Source organism: Variovorax sp. GW821-FHT09D07, assembly GCF_059416345.1.
In genome coordinates this window covers 488,277-506,345 of the sequence record NZ_JBWKOY010000001.1, presented here as the reverse complement: position 1 = coordinate 506,345, position 18,069 = coordinate 488,277, and the positions used below count along the sequence as shown (strand labels likewise).

Sequence of the window (18,069 nt, the reverse complement as noted above, 5' to 3'; positions counted from 1 at the left end):
CAATTTACAGGCAAAAACACACACGCGTGCGACCGGCCCGTGACACGGAAAGTAAACTCCGGGTTTGTCCCCATCCGTCTCATACTTTTCAACTACTCGAAAAACGTCATGTCCTTCGACAAAGTCTCCCCCGGCAAGAACGTCCCCGACGCCTTCAATGTCGTGATCGAAATCCCGATGAACGCCGACCCGATCAAGTACGAAGTCGACAAGGAATCGGGCGCGATCTTCGTGGACCGCTTCATGACGACGGCCATGTACTACCCCGCCAACTACGGCTACGTGCCGCAGACCCTGTCGGGCGACGGCGACCCGGTCGACGTGCTGGTGATCGCCCCGTACCCGCTGCTGCCGGGCGTGGTCGTGCCTTGCCGCCCCCTGGGCATCCTGATGATGGAAGACGAAGCCGGCGTCGACGGCAAGGTGCTGGCCGTGCCCACCGACAAGGTGCTGCCCATTTACAGCCACTGGAAGTCGGTCGACGACGTGAACCCGATGCGCCTGAAGGCCATCAGCCACTTCTTCGAGCACTACAAGGACCTGGAAGCCGGCAAGTGGGTCAAGGTGCTGGGCTGGGAAGGCATCGACGCCGCCAAGAAGGAAGTTCTCGACGGCATCGCCGCGTACAAGAAGTAATTTCTTTCGCTTGAAAGAAACGGCCTGGAGGCTCCGGGCCGTCAGCCCCGGACCGCATCCCCGGCCAGCCGCATCCATTCGCGGTTGACGCCTCGCGCATGCGCGTTCCAGTGGCGCGCCGCCTGCTGCAGTTCGTTCCAATGGCGCTGCGCACCGGCGGTGTCGCCTTGCTGCGCCAGCCACGCGATGTAGCGGGCGCGCGTTTCCACCGTGTTGTACGTGCTCAGCGCCGCCTCGAAGGCTTCGCGCGCTTCCGGCGTGCGGCCCTCGGCGGCGAGCGCGCGGGCGTTCAGCACGGCGACCTCGTCCTTGCGGTAGTCGTCGCGCGTGGCGCGCAGGCTCTGCAGCGCCTGCGAGGCTTCGCGGGCCGAGGCCGAGCTGCCTTCGGCGACCAGCGCGCTGGCCAGGCCGAACTGCAGCTCGGGGTCGGAGGCGAAGGGGCCTTTCAGCGCGTCGCGGTAGTGCCCGACGGCGTCGGCCGCCTGGCCACGGTCGAGCGCGGCCTTGGCCAGGCGCAGCTTGTTCTGCGCCGTGGGCGCCAGGTCGTAGGCCTCGGCGGCGGCGCGGTATTCGCGCTCGGGGTCGATGAAGCCGATGGCCGCGTTCGCCACCTTGCCGGCGGTGCGCTGCATGCGCGAGGCCGGCAGGTACTCGACCACGAAGTACACGATGCTGCCGAACAGCGGAAAGCTGAAGAGGATGATGAGCCAGTACATCTGCTTGCCGTGGCGCATGGCATGCACGGCGAAGTACAGCGCGATGAGGATGTGCAGTCCCAGTCCGACGAATGGCATCGGTGCTCCCTGTGTGTTGTGTGTGGTTGTTTGAGTGCCGGGCGGCTTTATAGCAGCCCCCGGCGCTCCCGCGTCGCTCAGGTTGCCTTGAACGGGCTGCGCTCGCCGAGGTGGTCCATGTAGTTCTCGATGCCGGCGCCTTCGCGCTCGAGGAAGCGCTCGACCGCGTCCGCGAACGACGGGTGGGCGAGCCAGTGGGCGCTGGTGGTGCGCACCGGCATCAGCGCGCGGGCCATCTTGTGCTCGCCCTGCGCGCCGCCTTCGAAGCGCACCGCGTTGTGTGCGATGCACCAGGCGATGGGCTGGTAGTAGCAGGCCTCGAAGTGCAGGCAGTCGACGCGCTCCAGCGCGCCCCAGTAGCGGCCGTAGGCCACCAGCGGCTGGGCTTCGTCGGTGGAGAGCGCGATCAGGCTGGTCGCGATGGGGCGCCCGTCGCGCTCCGCCACGAACAGCAGCCACGCCTCGGGCAGCGTGTCGGCCATGCGCTGGAAGAAATCGCGCGTGAGGTAGGGCGGGTTGCCGTGCTCGCGGTAGGTGCGCTCGTAGCAGCGGTAGAAGAAATCCCAGTCGGCCTTGGAGATGTCGGTGCCGCGCGACCAGCGGAAGCTGACGCCGGCCTCGGCGACCTTGCGACGTTCCTGGCGGATCTTCTTGCGCTTGTCGTGCGCGAGGCTGGCGAGGAAGGCGTCGAAGTTGGTGTAGCCGGGTTCGGTTTCGCCGCCGGGCCGCCCCAAGGCGAAACGCGCCCCCTCGGGGGGCAGCGAGGACACGTCAGTGCCGAGCGTGGGGGCCACGTTCGTCCAGTGAAACTGCACCGTATGGCGCTGCATGAGCCCGGCTTCGGTGCACGCGGCGATGTCGGCGTCGGCGCCGAACAGCAGATGCAAAGACGAAAGTTCCTGTTCCTTGCAGACCGCCACCAGCGCCTGCACCAGCAGCGTGCGGCTTTGCGCGTCGCGTGCCAGCAGCCGGGCGCCGGGCACGGGCGTGAAGGGCGCTGCCACCACGGCCTTCGGGTAGTAGGCCAGCCCGTGCTGTTCGTAGGCGTTGGCCCAGGCCCAGTCGAACACGTACTCGCCATAGGAATGGTCCTTGAGGTAGAGCGCGCAGGCGGCTTCGAGCACCTCGCCGCGCCACAGCGTGACGAACTGCGGTGTCCATCCGCGCTCGGGCGAGGCGCTGCCGCTGTCGTGCATCGCGGCGAGGTACTCGTGGCGCATGAAGGGCGAGGGCTCGGGCTGCGCGGCGAGCAGGGCGTTCCAGGCTTGCGGGTCGATGTCCGACGGCGACGCCAGAACCCGAATGACATAATCGTTCAAGCCTTTTTCTTCCTTCTGTATGACGCTCAAGCTCGCCATCGCGCAACTCAATTTTGTGGTGGGCGACCTCGTCGGCAATGCGCAGAAGATCGTCGGCGCCGCACGCGAGGCCTACGCGCAAGGCGCGCGCCTTCTGCTGACACCCGAACTCTCGATTGCCGGCTATGCGGCGGAGGACCTGTTCCTCCGTCCCGCCTTCACCGAAGCCTGTGATGATGCCGTGAAAGGCATCGCCGCCGCGCTGGCCGACCTCAAAGACATGGTCGTGGTGGTGGGGCATCCCAGCGGCGGCAGCCTGCGCGGCCGCTCGGTGACGGTGCCGCTGCGCCACAACGCGGCCAGCGTGCTCAAGGAAGGCCGCATCCTCGAGACCTACGCCAAGCGCGAACTGCCGAACTACCAGGTGTTCGACGAGCGCCGCTACTTCACGCCGGGGCAGGGCACCTGCGTGTTCGAGGCAGGCGGCGTGTCGGTGGGCCTGCTGATCTGCGAGGACGCCTGGTTCGACGCGCCGGCCGAGCTGGCGCGCGCCGGCGGTGCCGAGGTGCTGGCGGTGATCAACGCCTCGCCGTACCACGTGGGCAAGGAAGGCGAGCGCGTCGCGCGCATGGCCGACCGCGCACGCGCCGTGGCCCTGCCGCTGGTCTACGCGCACCTGGTGGGTGGGCAGGACGAGGTGGTGTTCGACGGCGCCTCCTTCGCACTGCAGGCCGATGGCGCGCTGGCCGCGCAGGCCGAGAGCTTTCGCGAGCGGCTGGTCTTCATGCAGCTCGCGCGCGGGGCGCAGGGCGGCATCGCCGTCGTGGCCGACCCGTCGGCCATTGCCGCGCCGCGCGACGCCGAGGCGCAGTTGTGGGACGCGCTGGTGCTCGGCGTGCGCGACTACGTCGGCAAGAACGGCTTTCCGGGCGCGATCCTGGGGCTGTCGGGCGGCATCGACTCGGCGCTGGTGCTCGCGATCGCAGTCGACGCGCTGGGCAAGGACAAGGTCCGCGCGGTGATGATGCCGTCGCCCTACACGGCCGACATCAGCTGGATCGACGCGCGCGACATGGCTGGGCGGCTGGGCGTGCGCTACGACGAGATTTCGATCAAGCACACCTTCGAGTCCTTCAAGGCCGCGCTGGCCGGGGAGTTCACGGGCCGGCCGGAAGACACGGCCGAGGAGAACATCCAGGCCCGCATCCGCGGCACGCTGCTCATGGGGCTGTCGAACAAGTTCGGCGCCATCGTCCTGACCACCGGCAACAAGAGCGAGATGGCCACCGGCTACTGCACGCTCTACGGCGACATGGCGGGCGGCTTTGCGGTCATCAAGGACTTGCTCAAGACCACTGTGTTCGCGCTGGCGCGCTGGCGCAATGCCCACGACCCGTACGGCACCGGCGCGGCGCCGATTCCCGAGCGCATCATCACGCGCCCCCCGAGCGCCGAGCTGCGCCCCGACCAGACCGACCAGGACAGCCTGCCGCCCTACGACGTGCTGGACGGCATCCTGGCACGCTACATGCAGGACGATGAAGGCATCGACGAGATCATTGCCGCGGGCTACGACCGCGCGGTGGTCGAGCGGGTTGCGCGGCTCATCAGGATCAACGAATACAAGCGGCGCCAGGCGCCCGTAGGCATCCGGGTCACCCACCGAAGCTTCGGCAAGGATTGGCGTTACCCTATCACCAGCAAGTTCAACGAAACCGCCGGAGCACAAAAACCATGAAGCAGATCACCGCCATCGTCAAACCCTTCAAGCTCGAGGACGTGCGCGAAGCCCTCGCCGAGGTGGGTGTCACCGGCCTCACGGTGACCGAGGTCAAGGGCTTCGGCCGCCAGAAGGGCCACACCGAGCTGTACCGCGGCGCCGAGTACGTGGTCGACTTCCTGCCCAAGATGAAGGTCGAAGTGGTCGTCAACGAGAGCGACGTGGAGCGCTGCATCGAGGCCATCGTGAGCTCGGCGCGCACCGGCAAGATCGGCGACGGCAAGATCTTCGTGACCGAGGTGGAGCGCATCGTGCGCATCCGCACCGGCGAAGAAAACGAAAACGCAGTCTAGCCAGGCTCGCCCCCAGGCTGCGCGCACTTCGTGTCGCTTCGCCAACCCCCTACCGGGGGCAACACCAGCGGCCCGGCAAAGCCGGTTCCGCGGTGTTCGCTGGAATGAGGCGGGGGCCCGTTCCGGTCAGAGGTTCTCTGACAGCTTGTCGTCGCGGGGGTGCAGGGGGACTTCGGCGCGCAGCGCGGTCAGCAGTTCGGGCACGTCGGTGCCGGTGCGGACCAGGTCCATCTGCCATTCGCCCATGAAGCCCTCGCGCACGCTGTGCGCCAGGAAGCTCAGCAGGCCGTCGTAGTAGCCGGCGGTGTTGAGAATGCCGGTCGGCTTGTCGTGGTAGCCGAGCTGGCGCCAGGTCCAGATCTCGAACAGTTCTTCGAAGGTGCCGATGCCGCCCGCCATCGCGAGGAAGGCGTCGGCGCGCTCGCCCATCATGGCCTTGCGCTCGTGCATGGTGTCCACCACGTGCAGTTCGTCGCACAGGGGGTTGGCCAGTTCCTTGTCGACCAGGGCCTTGGGGATGATGCCGACGACGCGGCCGCCGGCCTGGCGGGTGGCCTCGGCCACCGTGCCCATCAGGCCGGTGCGGCCGCCGCCGTAGACGAGCTGGCCGCGGTGGCTGCCGATCCACTGGCCCACGGCCTGGGCGGCCTGGGAAAACTCGGGGCGCTCGCCGGGGCGCGAGCCGCAATACACGCAAATCGAAAATTCAGGGGTCATCCTGCAATCATGCCGCAGGCGGCGGACCCGCTCATGACACGAAGCGCTGCCACAGGGCCGCGGCCCAGATGCCGCCGCACAGCGTGAGCGACAGCAGGACAGCGGCGCTGCCCATGTCCTTCGCGCGCTTGGAGAGGTCGTGCCATTCGGGGCCGATGCGGTCGATGGCGGCTTCCACCGCCGTGTTGAGCAGCTCCACGATCATCACTAGGACCGCGCTGCCGGCGAGCAGCGCCACCTCGACCCAGCTGCGCCCGAGCCAGAAGGCGGCCGGGATCATCAGCATCGACAGGATGGCTTCCTGGCGGAACGCCGGCTCGCTCCAGCCGGCGCGCAGGCCGTGCAGCGAGATCAGGGTGGCGTGCCAGACGCGCTCGAAGCCCTTGCGGGCCTTCTGCGGGTTCACAGCGGGGTCGGGCAGGGCACTCATTGGCGGCTCATCGGCTTGGAGGTGATGAGCCGCGTACCGGCCCAGGCGTCGTGCCAGAACTGGCGCTCGGGGTGAAAACGGGCCAGCAGCGCCCAGATGGCGACCCAGCCGAAGATCAGCACGGTCGATTCGCCGCCCGACAGCTTGAACGGGGCGATGGCGGCGAGCGGCGGCAGGAACCAGATCCAGCTCAGCAGGTAGCGCGCCAGTGCGCGGCCCTGGGTGACGGGGCGGCCGTCGCGGTCGACGATGCGGATGTTCCAGGTCTTCATGGCCAGCGTCTGGCCCTTTGCCCAGAACCAGACGAAGTAGACGCCGAACACCACGAAGAGGAAGGCCTGCAGCAGGTGCCGCCGCTCGTCCATGGCGTCGCGCATCTGGCCCAGCGTGCTGAACAGCCAGCCGGACACGAACACGACCGCGAACAGCAGCATGCCCTCATAGAGCCAGCAGGCCATGCGCCGCCACAGGCCGGGCACCGCGGGGGCGTTGGGGGTGGATGAAGAGGGCGAGGCCGATTGGCCGGGTCCCGAGGCCTCGGGCGAACTGGAAACCATCGAAACCTTCGGTCAGGGGGCGGAGGACGAGGCCGCGGGTGCCGTGGCCGCGGACGGCGCCGGCACCTGGGCCTCGGCGGGCACTGGCGGCGGCGTGAGGCTGCTCGGCGCCGACGCCGCCGGGGCGACGACGGTGCTGGCCGGCATGGCAGGGCGTTCCACGGCGGCAGGTGGCGTCGCCGGCGAACTCACCACGATGGCCGACGGCGGCAGCACGGGCGTGGGGGGCGTGGCCGGCACGATGCGGGGCGTGTGCTGTCCGGGCGGCGTGACGGCCGGCACAGGCACGAGTTTTTGCGACGAGACCGGGCGCACTGGCAGGGCGGCGCCGCGGGGCTTGGGCGGGGCACTCTCGGCGAGCTTGCGTTTTTCTTCTTCGCTCAGCGCCTGGTATTGCTCCCACTTGAGCTTGCGCTCGTCGGCAGGCACGCGCTTGACCTCAGCGAAATTCAGGCGGGCCTGGGCGCGCTGCTGGTTGCTCAGCGCCGCCCATTCGATCATGCGGCTGTGCAGCGTGACCTGGTCGTCGGCGGGCATGTTCGCGTAGTTGCGCGACAAGGCCAGCCACTTGCGCTTCTGGCCGGCGTTCAGTGTGTTCCAGTGCGAAGCCAGCGGCTTCAGGGCGTGCTGCTGCTCGTTGCCCAGTTCGTTCCACAGGGGCTTGGTCGTGGCAACGGCCTTGGGGCTTGCCGCGCCATTGGTGGCCGCAGCGTGCGTGGCGGGCTTGGCGGCCTCGGGCAGCGTCTGTGCATCGGCCAGCGTCAGGCCGAAGGCAGCGGCTGCCAGCGCACCCGCCCAAACGACGGCGCCCGCCGGGAGCGGGCGCAACGGAAGCAGGGCTTTCGCACGGGAAACGGAGCGGCGTCGCATTCGGTCGGGCAAGGTGTTCAGTCGGAGGCGCTATCGGACTTCAGGAATTGGGCGAAGCCGGGATCGGTGTAGGCGGCGGGCGGCAGGTCGCCCGTCAACAGGGCCGAGTCGACCTCGGCAAGTTCGCTGGCGCGGTCGTCGTCCTGCAGCACGCTGATGGTGATCAGGCCGGCCACCAGGGCGATCAGGGGCACCACGGAACCGATGCGCGTCCACCAGCTGCCGCCCAGCGTGACCGTGTGGCCCGACTGGACCGCGACGGGCGCCGTGCGCAGCTGCGGCGCCTGCTTGCGCGCGGCCACGGCCTGCGAACGGGCAACGCGCAGACGCTCGCTGATGTCGTGCGGCAAGGCTTGATTGCCGTCCGAAAGCCGCGCCGCCAGCCGTTGGCCGAAGCGGTCTTCTGCTGCGCTGGATTGAGAGGTTGGAACCTTAGTGTTCATAGCGATATTCCCTTGGCCTTGAGCGCCTTGCTCAGAGCGTGGACAGCTCGCGAACAATGGGTTTTGACGCTGCCCTCGGAGCAGCCCATTGCGGCGGCCGTCTCTGCGACGTCCATTTCCTCCCAGTAACGCATCAGGAAAGCCTCGCGTTGACGGCCGGGCAAAGCCGCGATCTGTTCTTCGATTTCGTGAAAGACCTGGCTGCGGCGGGTGGTGTCTTCGGCGCTCTCCGATTCTCTGGAGTCGGTTGGCGAGACGAAGTTCTCCAGCAGGTCGAAATCTTCGCCGTTGTCGGCCGGTTCGAAGTCGCTCAAGTTGGAAAAAAGGGCGCGGCGGGTCTTCTGGCGGCGGAACCAGTCGAGCGTGCAGTTCGACAGGATGCGCTGGAACAGCATCGGCAGTTCCTCGGCAGGCTTGTCGCCGTAGTGCTGGGCCAGCTTCATCATGCTGTCCTGCACGATGTCCAAGGCCGCTTCTTCGTCCCGCACGTGATAGACCGAGCGCTTGAAGGCCCGTCGTTCGACGTTTTTCAGGAAGTCGGAGAGTTCGTGTTCAGTAGCCAAATGAGAGGGGGCGGCGGGACGCGCCGCGTGGGGAGGATGTTTGGCGAACGCTCATGTTTTTATGCCGCGGATTATGCCTTTGTGCCAAGACAGGGCACCTGAAGCGAGTCTGAACGCGCCGGTAGTGTCATAATCCGCCTTGCAAGTCAAAAGGCAAACGGGTCACGGTCCGGCGGAACATCAGTCCGCTCATGGCTTTGGCCTCAAGTCCTGGCGCGGCCCCACAAGGGCTGGCAAGGGGCACCCAAGGTTTTTCGTTCCCGAAAAAACACAAAGGTTGATCATGGAAATCTCGAAGGCGGAACTCGCTTCCGCAGCAGCCGCGTCCTCTGGCGCCGGCAACACCACGCAAGAACTCATGGGCGCTGAAGTGCTGGTCAAGGCACTGCAGGCCGAAGGCGTCCAGTACATCTGGGGCTACCCGGGCGGCGCGGTTCTCTACATCTACGACGCGTTCTACAAGCAGGACACCATCCAGCACGTGCTGGTGCGCCACGAACAGGCCGCCGTCCACGCTGCCGACGGCTATGCGCGCGCCACCGGCGAAGTCGGCGTGGCACTGGTGACCTCGGGCCCCGGGCTGACCAATGCGGTCACCGGCATCGCGACGGCGTACATGGACTCGATCCCGATGGTGATCATTTCCGGTCAGGTGCCGACGGCCGCCATCGGCCTCGATGCCTTCCAGGAATGCGACACGGTCGGCATCACGCGCCCCATCGTCAAGCACAACTTCCTCGTCAAGGATCCGAAGGACCTGGCCATGACGATGAAGAAGGCCTTCCACATCGCACGCAGCGGCCGTCCCGGCCCCGTGGTGGTGGACGTGCCGAAGGACGTTTCCTTCAAGAAGATCGCGTACAGCGGCTATCCCGACAAGGTCGAGATGCGCTCGTACAACCCGGTGCGCAAGGGTCACGGTGGGCAGATCCGCAAGGCGCTGCAACTGCTGCTGGCGGCCAAGCGCCCCTACATCTACACCGGCGGCGGCGTGCTCCTGGGCAATGCCACGAACGAGCTGCGCACGCTGGTCGACATGCTGGGGTACCCCGTCACGAACACGCTGATGGGCCTGGGCGCCTATCCGGCGAGCGACCGCAAGTTCCTGGGCATGCTGGGCATGCACGGCACCATCGAAGCCAACAACGCGATGCAGAACTGCGACGTGCTGCTGGCCGTGGGCGCGCGCTTCGACGACCGCGTGATCGGCAACCCGAAGCACTTCGCGCAGAACGAACGCAAGATCATCCACGTCGACATCGACCCGTCGAGCATCTCCAAGCGCGTGAAGGTCGACATCCCGATCGTCGGCGACGTGAAGGACGTGCTCACCGAGCTCATCTCGATGATCCGCGAGAGCACCACCAAGCCCGACGCCGGCGCACTGGCCGACTGGTGGAAGACCATCGAAAGCTGGCGCTCGCGCGACTGCCTCAAGTACGACCGCGACAACAAGGACGTGATCAAGCCGCAGTTCGTGGTCGAGACCCTCTGGAACATGACCAAGGACGCCGACACGTACATCACGTCGGACGTCGGCCAGCACCAGATGTGGGCCGCCCAGTACTACCGTTTCGACGAGCCGCGCCGCTGGATCAATTCGGGCGGCCTGGGCACCATGGGCGTGGGCATTCCCTACGCCATGGGCATCAAGCTCGCCAAGCCCGACTCGGAAGTGTTCACCATCACCGGCGAAGGCTCGGTGCAGATGTGCATCCAGGAGCTGTCGACCTGCCTGCAGTACAACACGCCGATCAAGATCTGCTCGCTCAACAACCGCTACCTGGGCATGGTGCGCCAGTGGCAGGAGATCGAATACTCCGGCCGCTACAGCCACAGCTACATGGACGCGCTGCCCAACTTCGTGAAGCTCGCCGAGGCCTATGGCCACGTCGGCATGCTGATCGAGCGTCCACAAGACGTGGAGCCGGCGCTGCGCGAGGCGCGCAAGCTCAAGGACCGCACGGTATTCATGGATTTCCGTACCGACCCCACCGAGAACGTGTTCCCGATGGTCAAGGCCGGCATGGGCATCACCGAGATGCTGCTGGGTTCCGAAGATCTCTGATCCGGAACATTCGTTCGTTCAACCTTTACTGACGAATCTATTGCCCGCCAAGCCCGCGCATTACCGTGCACGGGGGAGGGCGGCGAAAGCGAAAGCTTCCGCGTAGGCGAAAAGAGGAGTCACGCCAACATGAAACACATCATTGCAGTGCTGCTGGAAAACGAGCCGGGTGCTCTTTCCCGCGTGGTGGGCCTGTTCTCGGCCCGTGGCTACAACATCGAATCGCTGACCGTGGCGCCGACCGAGGACGCAAGCCTCTCGCGCATGACCATCGTCACCAACGGCTCGGACGACGTGATCGAGCAGATCACCAAGCACCTGAACCGCCTCATCGAGGTCGTGAAGGTGGTCGACCTGACCGAAGGCGCCTACACCGAGCGCGAGCTCATGATGGTGAAGGTGCGCGCGGTGGGCAAGGAACGCGAGGAAATGATGCGCATGGCGGAAATCTTCCGTGGCCGCATCATCGACGTGACCGACAAGAGCTACACCATCGAGCTGACTGGCGATCACGGCAAGAACGACGCTTTCCTGGAGGCGATCGACCGCGGCGCCATCCTCGAGACGGTGCGCACCGGCGCCAGTGGCATCGGACGCGGCGAACGCATCCTGCGGGTCTGACACCATGATTCGGAGCTCAGTCGCTGCCCGTTCGGGCTGAGCTTGTCGAAGCCTCCGCGCGAGCGGGGACTGCATTGAGCCCTTCGACAGGCTCAGGACGAACGGCACAACAACACACTGCAACTCGCTTATCTATCTGGAGAACATCATGAAGGTTTATTACGACAAGGACGCGGACCTGAGCCTCATCAAGGGCAAGACGGTTGCCATCATCGGCTACGGCTCGCAAGGTCACGCACACGCGCAGAACCTGAACGACAGCGGCGTCAAGGTCGTGGTCGGCCTGCGCAAGGGCGGCGCTTCGTGGGACAAGGTCGGCAAGGCCGGCCTGCAGGTCGCTGAAGTCGCTGATGCCGTGAAGTCGGCCGACGTCGTCATGATCCTGCTGCCCGACGAGCAGATCGCCGCGGTCTACAAGAACGACGTGGCCCCGAACATCAAGGAAGGCGCTTCGCTTGTCTTCGCGCACGGCTTCAACGTGCACTACGGTTTCGTGCAGCCGCGCGCCGACCTCGACGTGTGGATGGTCGCTCCCAAGGCTCCGGGTCACACCGTGCGCGGCACGTACACGCAAGGTGGCGGCGTGCCGCACCTGATCGCGGTGCACCAGGACAAGAGCGGCAAGGCGCGTGACCTCGCGCTGAGCTACGCCACCGCCAACGGCGGCGGCAAGGCCGGCATCATCGAGACCAACTTCCGCGAAGAAACCGAAACCGACCTGTTCGGCGAACAAGCGGTTCTGTGCGGCGGCACGGTCGAGCTGATCAAGGCTGGTTTCGAAACGCTGGTGGAAGCCGGCTACGCGCCCGAAATGGCGTACTTCGAATGCCTGCACGAGCTGAAGCTGATCGTTGACCTGATCTATGAAGGCGGCATCGCCAACATGAACTACTCGATCTCGAACAACGCCGAATACGGCGAGTACGTCACGGGCCCGCGCATCGTGACCGACGAGACCAAGAAGGCCATGAAGAAGGTCCTGCAGGACATCCAGACCGGCGAATACGCCAAGAGCTTCGTGCTCGAAGCCGCTGCCGGCCAGCCGGTGCTGATCAGCCGCCGTCGCCTGAACGCCGAGCATCAGATCGAAGTCGTCGGCGAAAAGCTGCGCGCGATGATGCCCTGGATCAAGAAGAACAAGCTGGTCGACCAGACCCGCAACTGATCTTCAGAGGCAAGAGCCAGCAGGGTGCTACGGCACCCTGTTTCGGAGGGCCACCCGTCGCGGTGGCCCTTTTGTTTGAAGGGGAGTGCACGGGTCCCCTGAACTACACTGCGAAGCATGCGATTCACAGACCAAGATGCTATCGAATGGATAGCTGATCGGGCAGTTCCCACGAGGGACGGAGGCCATTTCAATGCATGACGACACCGTCCCCGACGACGCGCAACCGCGCAAGCGTCGCAAGGGCATCTACATCCTGCCGAACCTGTTCACGCTGGCGGCGTTGTTCGGCGGCTTCTACTCGGTCGTGATGGCCATGAACGCGCGCTTCGACCTCGCGGCGCTCGGCGTGTTCGCCGCGATGGTGCTCGACAGCCTCGACGGGCGCGTGGCCCGCATGACCAACACGCAAAGCGCGTTCGGCGAGCAGATGGACTCGCTGTCCGACATGGTCTCGTTCGGCGCCGCGCCCGCGCTCATCGCCTACGAGTGGTCGCTCAAGGGCCTCGGACGCTGGGGCTGGATTGCCGCCTTCGTCTACTGCGCCTGCGCGGCATTGCGGCTTGCGCGCTTCAACGTCAACACGGGCGTGGTCGACAAGCGCTGGTTCCAGGGCCTGCCGTCGCCAGCGGCGGCGGCGCTCGTGGCCGGCTTCATCTGGCTCATGACCGAGTGGGGCAAGCGTGGCGGCGAGGTGCTGTATCTCTCGTGGACGCAGATCACGTGGATCACTTTCGCGTTCACGCTCTATGCCGGACTTTCGATGGTCACCAATGCGCCGTTCTACAGCTTCAAGGACGTCCAGATGAAGAAGAGCGTGCCCTTCGTCGTGATCGTGCTGATCGCGCTGGGCATCGCGGTCATCAACATCCATCCGCCGACGGTGCTGTTCAGCCTTTTCGTGGCCTATGGTTTGAGCGGCTACGTGGTGTACGCGTGGCGCAAGGCCAAGGGCCAGCCGGTGAGCGTGATCAGCACCTCGACCGAAGAGCCCGACGAGCGGGGGCTGCACAACTGAAGAAGCCCCGGGCCTTCACAGGCCCGCGAAGGCTGTGCTACATTCGCAACCCTCATGACCAAGATTTCGCTGCTGGCCCTACTAGCCCTCCCTCACGGGCGGAGACGGTAGCGCACGCGCTAATCCCTCATCACGGCCCGTTCGCACCAGCAACGGGCCGTTTGTCTTTTGGGGTTGCTGGTTGAGTTCCAACCATCACAGAGAAATCGACATGCTCAAGCAACCTCAAGCCAAATACCGCGCATTCGCCCCGATCGGTCTCAAGGACCGCACCTGGCCCGATGCCGTGCTGACCAAGGCCCCGATCTGGCTGTCGACGGACCTGCGCGATGGCAACCAGGCATTGGTCGAACCCATGGACATCGCGCGCAAGATGCGCATGTTCGAAACCCTCGTGGCCATCGGCTTCAAGGAAATCGAAGTCGGCTTTCCCTCGGCGTCGCAGGTCGAATTCGACTTCGTGCGCAAGCTCATCGAAGAAGACCGCATTCCCGACGACGTGACGATCCAGGTGCTCACGCAGGCGCGCGACCACCTCATCGAACGCACTTTCGAAGCCTTGCAGGGCGCGCCGCGCGCCATCGTGCACCTCTACAACGCCGTTGCGCCCGTGATGCGCCGCGTGGTGCTCGGCATGGACGAAGACCAGATCGTCGAACTCGCGAGCAGCCATGCCCGCATGTTCAACGACTTCGCCGCAAAGCAGCCGAACACGAAGTGGACCTTCCAGTACTCGCCCGAGATGTTCTCGGGCACCGACGTGGTCTTCTCCAAGCGCGTGGTCGATGCGGTCACCGAAGTCTGGGCCCCGACGCCCGAGCGCAAGTGCATCGTCAACCTGCCCACCACGGTCGAGCATTCCACGCCGAACATCTTCGCGGACATGATCGAGTGGATGCACCGCAACCTCGCGCGCCGTGACTCGATCGTGCTGTGCGTGCACCCGCACAACGACCGCGGCACCGGCACCGCAGCCGGCGAACTGGCCTTGATGGCCGGCGCCGAGCGCATCGAAGGCTGCCTCTTCGGCAATGGCGAGCGCACCGGCAACCTCGACCTCGTGAACGTCGCGCTCAACCTCTACACGCAGGGTGTTTCGCCCGAGCTCGACTTCTCGAACATCGACGAGATCCGCGCCACGGTCGAGCACTGCAACCAGATCCCGGTACACCCGCGCCATCCGTATGTAGGCGACCTCGTCTACACCTCGTTCTCGGGCTCGCACCAGGACGCGATCAAGAAGGCCTTCGCCGCGCGCAAGGACGGCGACATCTGGGACATCCCGTACCTCCCCATCGATCCGAAGGACGTGGGCCGCAGCTACGAGGCCGTGATCCGCGTGAACAGCCAGTCGGGCAAGGGCGGCATGGCCTACCTGCTCGAGAGCGAGTACGGCCTCGAGATGCCGCGCCGCCTGCAGATGGAATTCATGCAGGTCGTGCAGCGCGTGATGGATGTCGGTGGCAAGGAGCTCACCGCCGCCGACCTCTGGCAGATCTTCGTGAACGAGTACGGCATCGAGACCGCCAAGGCCTTGCAGCATCGCGTGATCCAGGAAGAAGGCGAGGGCGCCGAGGCCACGGTGGTGCTGCGCGGCGACCTGCCGTGGGACGGTGAAACGCGCGCCATCGAAGGACGTGGCAACGGACCGATCGACGCCTTCACGCAGGCGCTGAGCCAGGCCACCGGCCACACGGTGCGCGTCATGGACTATCACCAGCACGCCATCGGCGCAGGCGCCGACGCCAAGTCGGTGGCCTACCTCGAACTGCGCGTGGACGAGTCGCAGACCCTGTTCGGCGTCGGCATCGATGCGAACGTGATCTCGGCCTCGCTGAAGGCGATCGTGTCGGGCGTGCAGCGGGCCAGGGGCCGGGGCGCGCGCAGCGCACAATCGGTGGCTGAAGTCGCCTGACGCACCGGCACCAGCCGCACGCGCAAGGTGGGAACGAACCAAGGAGATCCACGATGACCGACCAACTCATTATTTTCGACACCACCTTGCGCGACGGCGAACAGTCGCCCGGCGCCTCGATGACGCGCGACGAAAAGTTGCGCATCGCCAAGCTGCTGGAGCGGCTCAGGGTCGACGTCATTGAAGCCGGCTTTCCGGCCAGTTCGAACGGCGACTTCGAGGCCGTGAAGGCCATCGCCAATGCGATCAAGGACTCGACGGTGTGCGGCCTCTCGCGTGCCAACGACCGCGACATCGCGCGCGCAGCCGAGGCCCTGAAGGGCGCGGCGCGCGGGCGCATCCACACCTTCATCGCGACCTCGCCGCTGCACATGGAAAAGAAGCTGCGCATGTCGCCCGACGAGGTGCATGAGCAGGCCAAGCTGGCCGTGCGCTTCGCGCGCAACCAGATCGCCGACGTCGAGTTCAGCCCCGAAGACGGCTACCGCAGCGACCCCGACTTCCTGTGCCGCGTGCTCGAGACCGTGATCGACGAGGGCGCCACCACCATCAACGTGCCCGACACCGTCGGCTACGCCATTCCCGAGCTGTACGGCAACTTCATCAAGATGCTGCGCGAGCGCATTCCCAACAGCGACAAGGCGATCTGGTCGGTGCATTGCCACAACGACCTGGGCATGGCCGTGGCGAACTCGCTGGCCGGCGTGAAGATCGGCGGCGCGCGCCAGGTCGAGTGCACGATCAACGGCCTGGGCGAGCGCGCGGGCAACTGCTCGCTCGAAGAAGTGGTCATGGCCGTGAAGACGCGCAGAGACTACTTCGGGCTCGACCTGAACATCGACACCCAGCACATCGTGGCCGCCAGCCGCATGGTCAGTCAGACCACCGGCTTCGTGGTGCAGCCCAACAAGGCCGTGGTGGGCGCCAACGCGTTCGCGCACGCTTCGGGCATCCACCAGGACGGCGTGCTCAAGGCGCGCGACACCTACGAGATCATGCGCGCCGAAGACGTGGGCTGGACCGCCAACAAGATCGTGCTGGGCAAGCTCAGCGGTCGCAACGCCTTCAAGCAGCGCCTGCAGGACCTGGGCGTGACGATGGAAAGCGAAACCGAGGTCAACGCCGCGTTCGCGCGTTTCAAGGAGCTGGCCGACCGCAAGTCCGAAATTTTCGACGAGGACATCCTGGCGCTGGTCAGCGCGGAAGAGCTGTCGCACGTTGGTGAACAGTTTGCTTTCGTTTCTCTCTCCCAGCACAGCGAAACCGGCGAACGGCCCCAAGCCAAGATCGTGTTCACGGTCCAGGGCAAGGAAGTCACCAGCGAATCCGACGGCAACGGGCCGGTCGATGCGTCGCTCAAGGCCATCGAGGCCCACGTCAAGAGCGGCGCCGAGATGGTTCTTTACTCTGTAAACGCCATCAGCGGCTCGACGGAAAGCCAGGGAGAAGTTACAGTCCGGTTACAAAACGCAGGGCGGGTGGTCAACGGTGTGGGTGCAGACCCAGACATCGTGGTCGCTTCGGCAAAGGCTTATTTGAGTGCGCTCAACAAGTTACAGAGCCAAGCTGAGAGAGTGGCGGCACAAGGTTAGGTTTTCAGGCGTTCCTTGGTATTCGAATGAAGAAGAGGATGCAAGTAACTGATATTGCGTGTCTTTTTTGATTTCGATACACTGCGGTCCTCGTTTGTTGCCGCTGGAGATTTATTGATGCCTGAAACCCGTCTACGTCGAGTTTCCATCCAGCGGTTCCTACCCGCCTTCAAGTTCCTCGCCGTGGCGCTGTGCGCCTCGGCGTTTTTGCTGCCTGGCGCCCAGGCCGCAAAGAAGGAAAAACCCGCTGCCGCCAAGTCCGCCGTCGCCAAGAAGGCGAAGGCACCTGCCGAGGCCAAGCAACGCAATGCGTCCGCTTCCAAGGTGGCGCGCGGCGGTCGCGCCGAGCAGGCCGACAAGGTCGTGCGCGGTGGCCGCAATGTCGTTGCCACCATCCACAAGAAGAACGGCAAGACCGTCGTTGCCGTGCAGCGCCGTTCGGTGGTGCGCGTCGAGACGCCAGCCCGCCAGTCCTTCGGCCAGATGGCCGGCCTGCACAGCACCGACGACGCACTCGACCTGAAGTCGAGCGTCGCCCTGGTGATCGACCAGGACACCCACGAGGTGCTGTTCAGCAAGAACGACCACGCCGTGCTGCCGATCGCTTCGCTCACCAAGCTCATGACCGGCCTGCTGATCAGCGAAGCCCACCTGCCGAACGACGAGCTCATCACCATCACGCAAGATGACGTCGACACCGAAAAGGGCAGCCGTTCGCGCCTGACCGTCGGCACCACGCTGTCGCGCGGCGAGCTGCTGCACCTGGCGCTGATGTCGAGTGAAAACCGCGCGGCGCACGCGCTGGGCCGCACCTACCCGGGCGGTCTCACGACCTTCGTGAGCATCATGAATGCCAAGGCCCGCATGCTCGGCATGAAGGACACGCGCTACGTGGAGCCCACGGGCCTGTCGAGCCGCAACCAGTCGAGCGCGCAAGACCTGGCGCTGCTGGTCAATGCGGCCTATTCGGACGCCACGGTGCGTTCGCTGTCCACGTCGCCGGAGTACCAGGTCGAAGTCGGCAACCGCGTGCTGCAGTTCAACACCACCAACCGCCTCGTGAAGAGCCCGGAATGGGACATCGGCCTGCAGAAGACCGGCTACATCTCCGAAGCCGGCCAGTGCCTCGTGATGCAGGCCAAGGTGGCCGGGCGCAAGCTGATCATGGTGTTCCTGGATTCGGCCGGCAAGTTCAGCCGCATCGCCGACGCCGAGCGGGTTCGCCGCTGGGTCGAGGCCACGCACGCCGTGTCGGGTCCGCGCGGCTTCCAGGTTGCCGGCTGAGATCGGTTGAGCGGGGAGGCCGTTA

Annotated in this window: 18 protein-coding genes; 10 read left to right on the top strand and 8 right to left on the bottom strand. The window is 65.6% G+C overall.

Annotated elements, in window-relative coordinates; genetic code table 11:
- Window positions 1-108: 108 nt before the first annotated feature.
- Window positions 109-636 carry an inorganic diphosphatase gene (ppa, locus tag AC07OX_RS02385; protein WP_007834256.1) on the top strand — a complete coding sequence of 176 codons (528 nt, stop codon included), beginning with the start codon at window positions 109-111 and terminating at the stop codon, window positions 634-636.
- Window positions 637-677: 41 nt separating this feature from the next.
- Here the strand turns inward: ppa and AC07OX_RS02380 are convergent, their stop codons facing one another.
- Window positions 678-1,430, bottom strand: coding sequence for a hypothetical protein (locus AC07OX_RS02380; RefSeq protein ID WP_495259738.1), 753 nt, complete (start codon window positions 1,428-1,430; stop codon window positions 678-680).
- A gap of 77 nt (window positions 1,431-1,507) precedes the next feature.
- Window positions 1,508-2,749, bottom strand: a complete 1,242-nt coding sequence (locus AC07OX_RS02375; RefSeq protein ID WP_495259737.1) for a GNAT family N-acetyltransferase — start codon at window positions 2,747-2,749, stop codon at window positions 1,508-1,510.
- 19 nt (window positions 2,750-2,768) lie between these two features.
- On the opposite strand from AC07OX_RS02375, the gene AC07OX_RS02370 reads away from it, so the two are divergent.
- Together AC07OX_RS02370 and AC07OX_RS02365 are read left to right on the top strand one after the other, a co-directional pair.
- Window positions 2,769-4,466, top strand: coding sequence for an NAD+ synthase (locus AC07OX_RS02370; RefSeq protein WP_495259736.1), 1,698 nt, complete (start codon window positions 2,769-2,771; stop codon window positions 4,464-4,466).
- Entirely contained in the window at window positions 4,463-4,801 is a 339-nt protein-coding gene (locus AC07OX_RS02365) for a P-II family nitrogen regulator (protein WP_056580191.1), read from the top strand. The genes AC07OX_RS02370 and AC07OX_RS02365 overlap by 4 nt, the downstream gene beginning before the upstream one ends.
- 126 nt (window positions 4,802-4,927) lie before the next feature.
- Here AC07OX_RS02365 and AC07OX_RS02360 read toward each other — a convergent pair whose 3' ends face one another.
- Genes AC07OX_RS02360 through AC07OX_RS02335 form a run of 6 tightly spaced genes read right to left on the bottom strand, consistent with a single transcriptional unit; the run spans window position 4,928 to window position 8,381 of the window.
- On the bottom strand, window positions 4,928-5,518 hold the full coding sequence (locus AC07OX_RS02360) for an LOG family protein (protein ID WP_492741514.1): 591 nt from the start codon (window positions 5,516-5,518) through the stop codon (window positions 4,928-4,930).
- Window positions 5,519-5,549: 31 nt separating this feature from the next.
- A complete protein-coding gene (locus AC07OX_RS02355) occupies window positions 5,550-5,948 on the bottom strand; it encodes a diacylglycerol kinase (RefSeq protein ID WP_119552011.1) in 399 nt (132 codons plus the stop codon).
- Window positions 5,945-6,505 carry an RDD family protein gene (locus AC07OX_RS02350; RefSeq protein ID WP_495259735.1) on the bottom strand — a complete coding sequence of 187 codons (561 nt, stop codon included), beginning with the start codon at window positions 6,503-6,505 and terminating at the stop codon, window positions 5,945-5,947. The genes AC07OX_RS02355 and AC07OX_RS02350 overlap by 4 nt, the downstream gene beginning before the upstream one ends.
- Before the next feature lie 12 nt (window positions 6,506-6,517).
- Complete coding sequence (locus AC07OX_RS02345) at window positions 6,518-7,333, bottom strand: DUF3106 domain-containing protein (protein ID WP_495259734.1); 816 nt, start codon at window positions 7,331-7,333, stop codon at window positions 6,518-6,520.
- A 59-nt stretch (window positions 7,334-7,392) separates the two neighbouring features.
- Complete coding sequence (locus AC07OX_RS02340; RefSeq protein WP_062478060.1) at window positions 7,393-7,818, bottom strand: DUF3619 family protein; 426 nt, start codon at window positions 7,816-7,818, stop codon at window positions 7,393-7,395.
- On the bottom strand, window positions 7,815-8,381 hold the full coding sequence (locus AC07OX_RS02335) for an RNA polymerase sigma factor (protein ID WP_062478063.1): 567 nt from the start codon (window positions 8,379-8,381) through the stop codon (window positions 7,815-7,817). Before AC07OX_RS02335 ends, AC07OX_RS02340 begins: the two co-directional genes overlap by 4 nt.
- Before the next feature lie 283 nt (window positions 8,382-8,664).
- On the opposite strand from AC07OX_RS02335, the gene AC07OX_RS02330 reads away from it, so the two are divergent.
- From AC07OX_RS02330 to AC07OX_RS02300, 7 genes are all read left to right on the top strand, one after another.
- Window positions 8,665-10,449 (top strand): acetolactate synthase 3 catalytic subunit, encoded by a 1,785-nt coding sequence (locus AC07OX_RS02330; protein ID WP_095950199.1) that lies wholly within the window; start codon window positions 8,665-8,667, stop codon window positions 10,447-10,449.
- 129 nt (window positions 10,450-10,578) lie between these two features.
- Complete coding sequence (gene ilvN / locus AC07OX_RS02325) at window positions 10,579-11,070, top strand: acetolactate synthase small subunit (RefSeq protein ID WP_062478068.1); 492 nt, start codon at window positions 10,579-10,581, stop codon at window positions 11,068-11,070.
- 148 nt (window positions 11,071-11,218) lie between these two features.
- A complete protein-coding gene (gene ilvC / locus AC07OX_RS02320) occupies window positions 11,219-12,235 on the top strand; it encodes a ketol-acid reductoisomerase (protein WP_062478069.1) in 1,017 nt (338 codons plus the stop codon).
- A gap of 193 nt (window positions 12,236-12,428) precedes the next feature.
- A complete protein-coding gene (pssA, locus tag AC07OX_RS02315; protein WP_495259733.1) occupies window positions 12,429-13,253 on the top strand; it encodes a CDP-diacylglycerol--serine O-phosphatidyltransferase in 825 nt (274 codons plus the stop codon).
- Between the two features lie 211 nt (window positions 13,254-13,464).
- Window positions 13,465-15,168, top strand: a complete 1,704-nt coding sequence (gene leuA, locus AC07OX_RS02310) for a 2-isopropylmalate synthase (RefSeq protein ID WP_139704127.1) — start codon at window positions 13,465-13,467, stop codon at window positions 15,166-15,168.
- 53 nt (window positions 15,169-15,221) lie between these two features.
- Window positions 15,222-16,760: a 2-isopropylmalate synthase gene (locus AC07OX_RS02305; protein WP_495259732.1), complete on the top strand. Its 1,539-nt coding sequence runs from the start codon at window positions 15,222-15,224 to the stop codon at window positions 16,758-16,760.
- A gap of 117 nt (window positions 16,761-16,877) precedes the next feature.
- Complete coding sequence (locus AC07OX_RS02300) at window positions 16,878-18,044, top strand: serine hydrolase (protein WP_095950197.1); 1,167 nt, start codon at window positions 16,878-16,880, stop codon at window positions 18,042-18,044.
- The last annotated feature ends 25 nt before the right edge of the window (window positions 18,045-18,069 follow it).

What these genes read in the sequence shown, in the direction of transcription:
- ppa (WP_007834256.1), top strand. Translation starts at nt 109, where the DNA reads ATGTCCTTCGACAAAGTCTCCCCCGGCAAGAACGTCCCCGACGCCTTC.
- AC07OX_RS02380 (WP_495259738.1), bottom strand. Translation starts at nt 1,430, where the DNA reads ATGCCATTCGTCGGACTGGGACTGCACATCCTCATCGCGCTGTACTTC.
- AC07OX_RS02370 (WP_495259736.1), top strand. Translation starts at nt 2,769, where the DNA reads ATGACGCTCAAGCTCGCCATCGCGCAACTCAATTTTGTGGTGGGCGAC.
- AC07OX_RS02365 (WP_056580191.1), top strand. Translation starts at nt 4,463, where the DNA reads ATGAAGCAGATCACCGCCATCGTCAAACCCTTCAAGCTCGAGGACGTG.
- AC07OX_RS02360 (WP_492741514.1), bottom strand. Translation starts at nt 5,518, where the DNA reads ATGACCCCTGAATTTTCGATTTGCGTGTATTGCGGCTCGCGCCCCGGC.
- AC07OX_RS02355 (WP_119552011.1), bottom strand. Translation starts at nt 5,948, where the DNA reads ATGAGTGCCCTGCCCGACCCCGCTGTGAACCCGCAGAAGGCCCGCAAG.
- AC07OX_RS02350 (WP_495259735.1), bottom strand. Translation starts at nt 6,505, where the DNA reads ATGGTTTCCAGTTCGCCCGAGGCCTCGGGACCCGGCCAATCGGCCTCG.
- AC07OX_RS02340 (WP_062478060.1), bottom strand. Translation starts at nt 7,818, where the DNA reads ATGAACACTAAGGTTCCAACCTCTCAATCCAGCGCAGCAGAAGACCGC.
- AC07OX_RS02330 (WP_095950199.1), top strand. Translation starts at nt 8,665, where the DNA reads ATGGAAATCTCGAAGGCGGAACTCGCTTCCGCAGCAGCCGCGTCCTCT.
- ilvN (WP_062478068.1), top strand. Translation starts at nt 10,579, where the DNA reads ATGAAACACATCATTGCAGTGCTGCTGGAAAACGAGCCGGGTGCTCTT.
- ilvC (WP_062478069.1), top strand. Translation starts at nt 11,219, where the DNA reads ATGAAGGTTTATTACGACAAGGACGCGGACCTGAGCCTCATCAAGGGC.
- pssA (WP_495259733.1), top strand. Translation starts at nt 12,429, where the DNA reads ATGCATGACGACACCGTCCCCGACGACGCGCAACCGCGCAAGCGTCGC.
- leuA (WP_139704127.1), top strand. Translation starts at nt 13,465, where the DNA reads ATGCTCAAGCAACCTCAAGCCAAATACCGCGCATTCGCCCCGATCGGT.
- AC07OX_RS02305 (WP_495259732.1), top strand. Translation starts at nt 15,222, where the DNA reads ATGACCGACCAACTCATTATTTTCGACACCACCTTGCGCGACGGCGAA.
- AC07OX_RS02300 (WP_095950197.1), top strand. Translation starts at nt 16,878, where the DNA reads ATGCCTGAAACCCGTCTACGTCGAGTTTCCATCCAGCGGTTCCTACCC.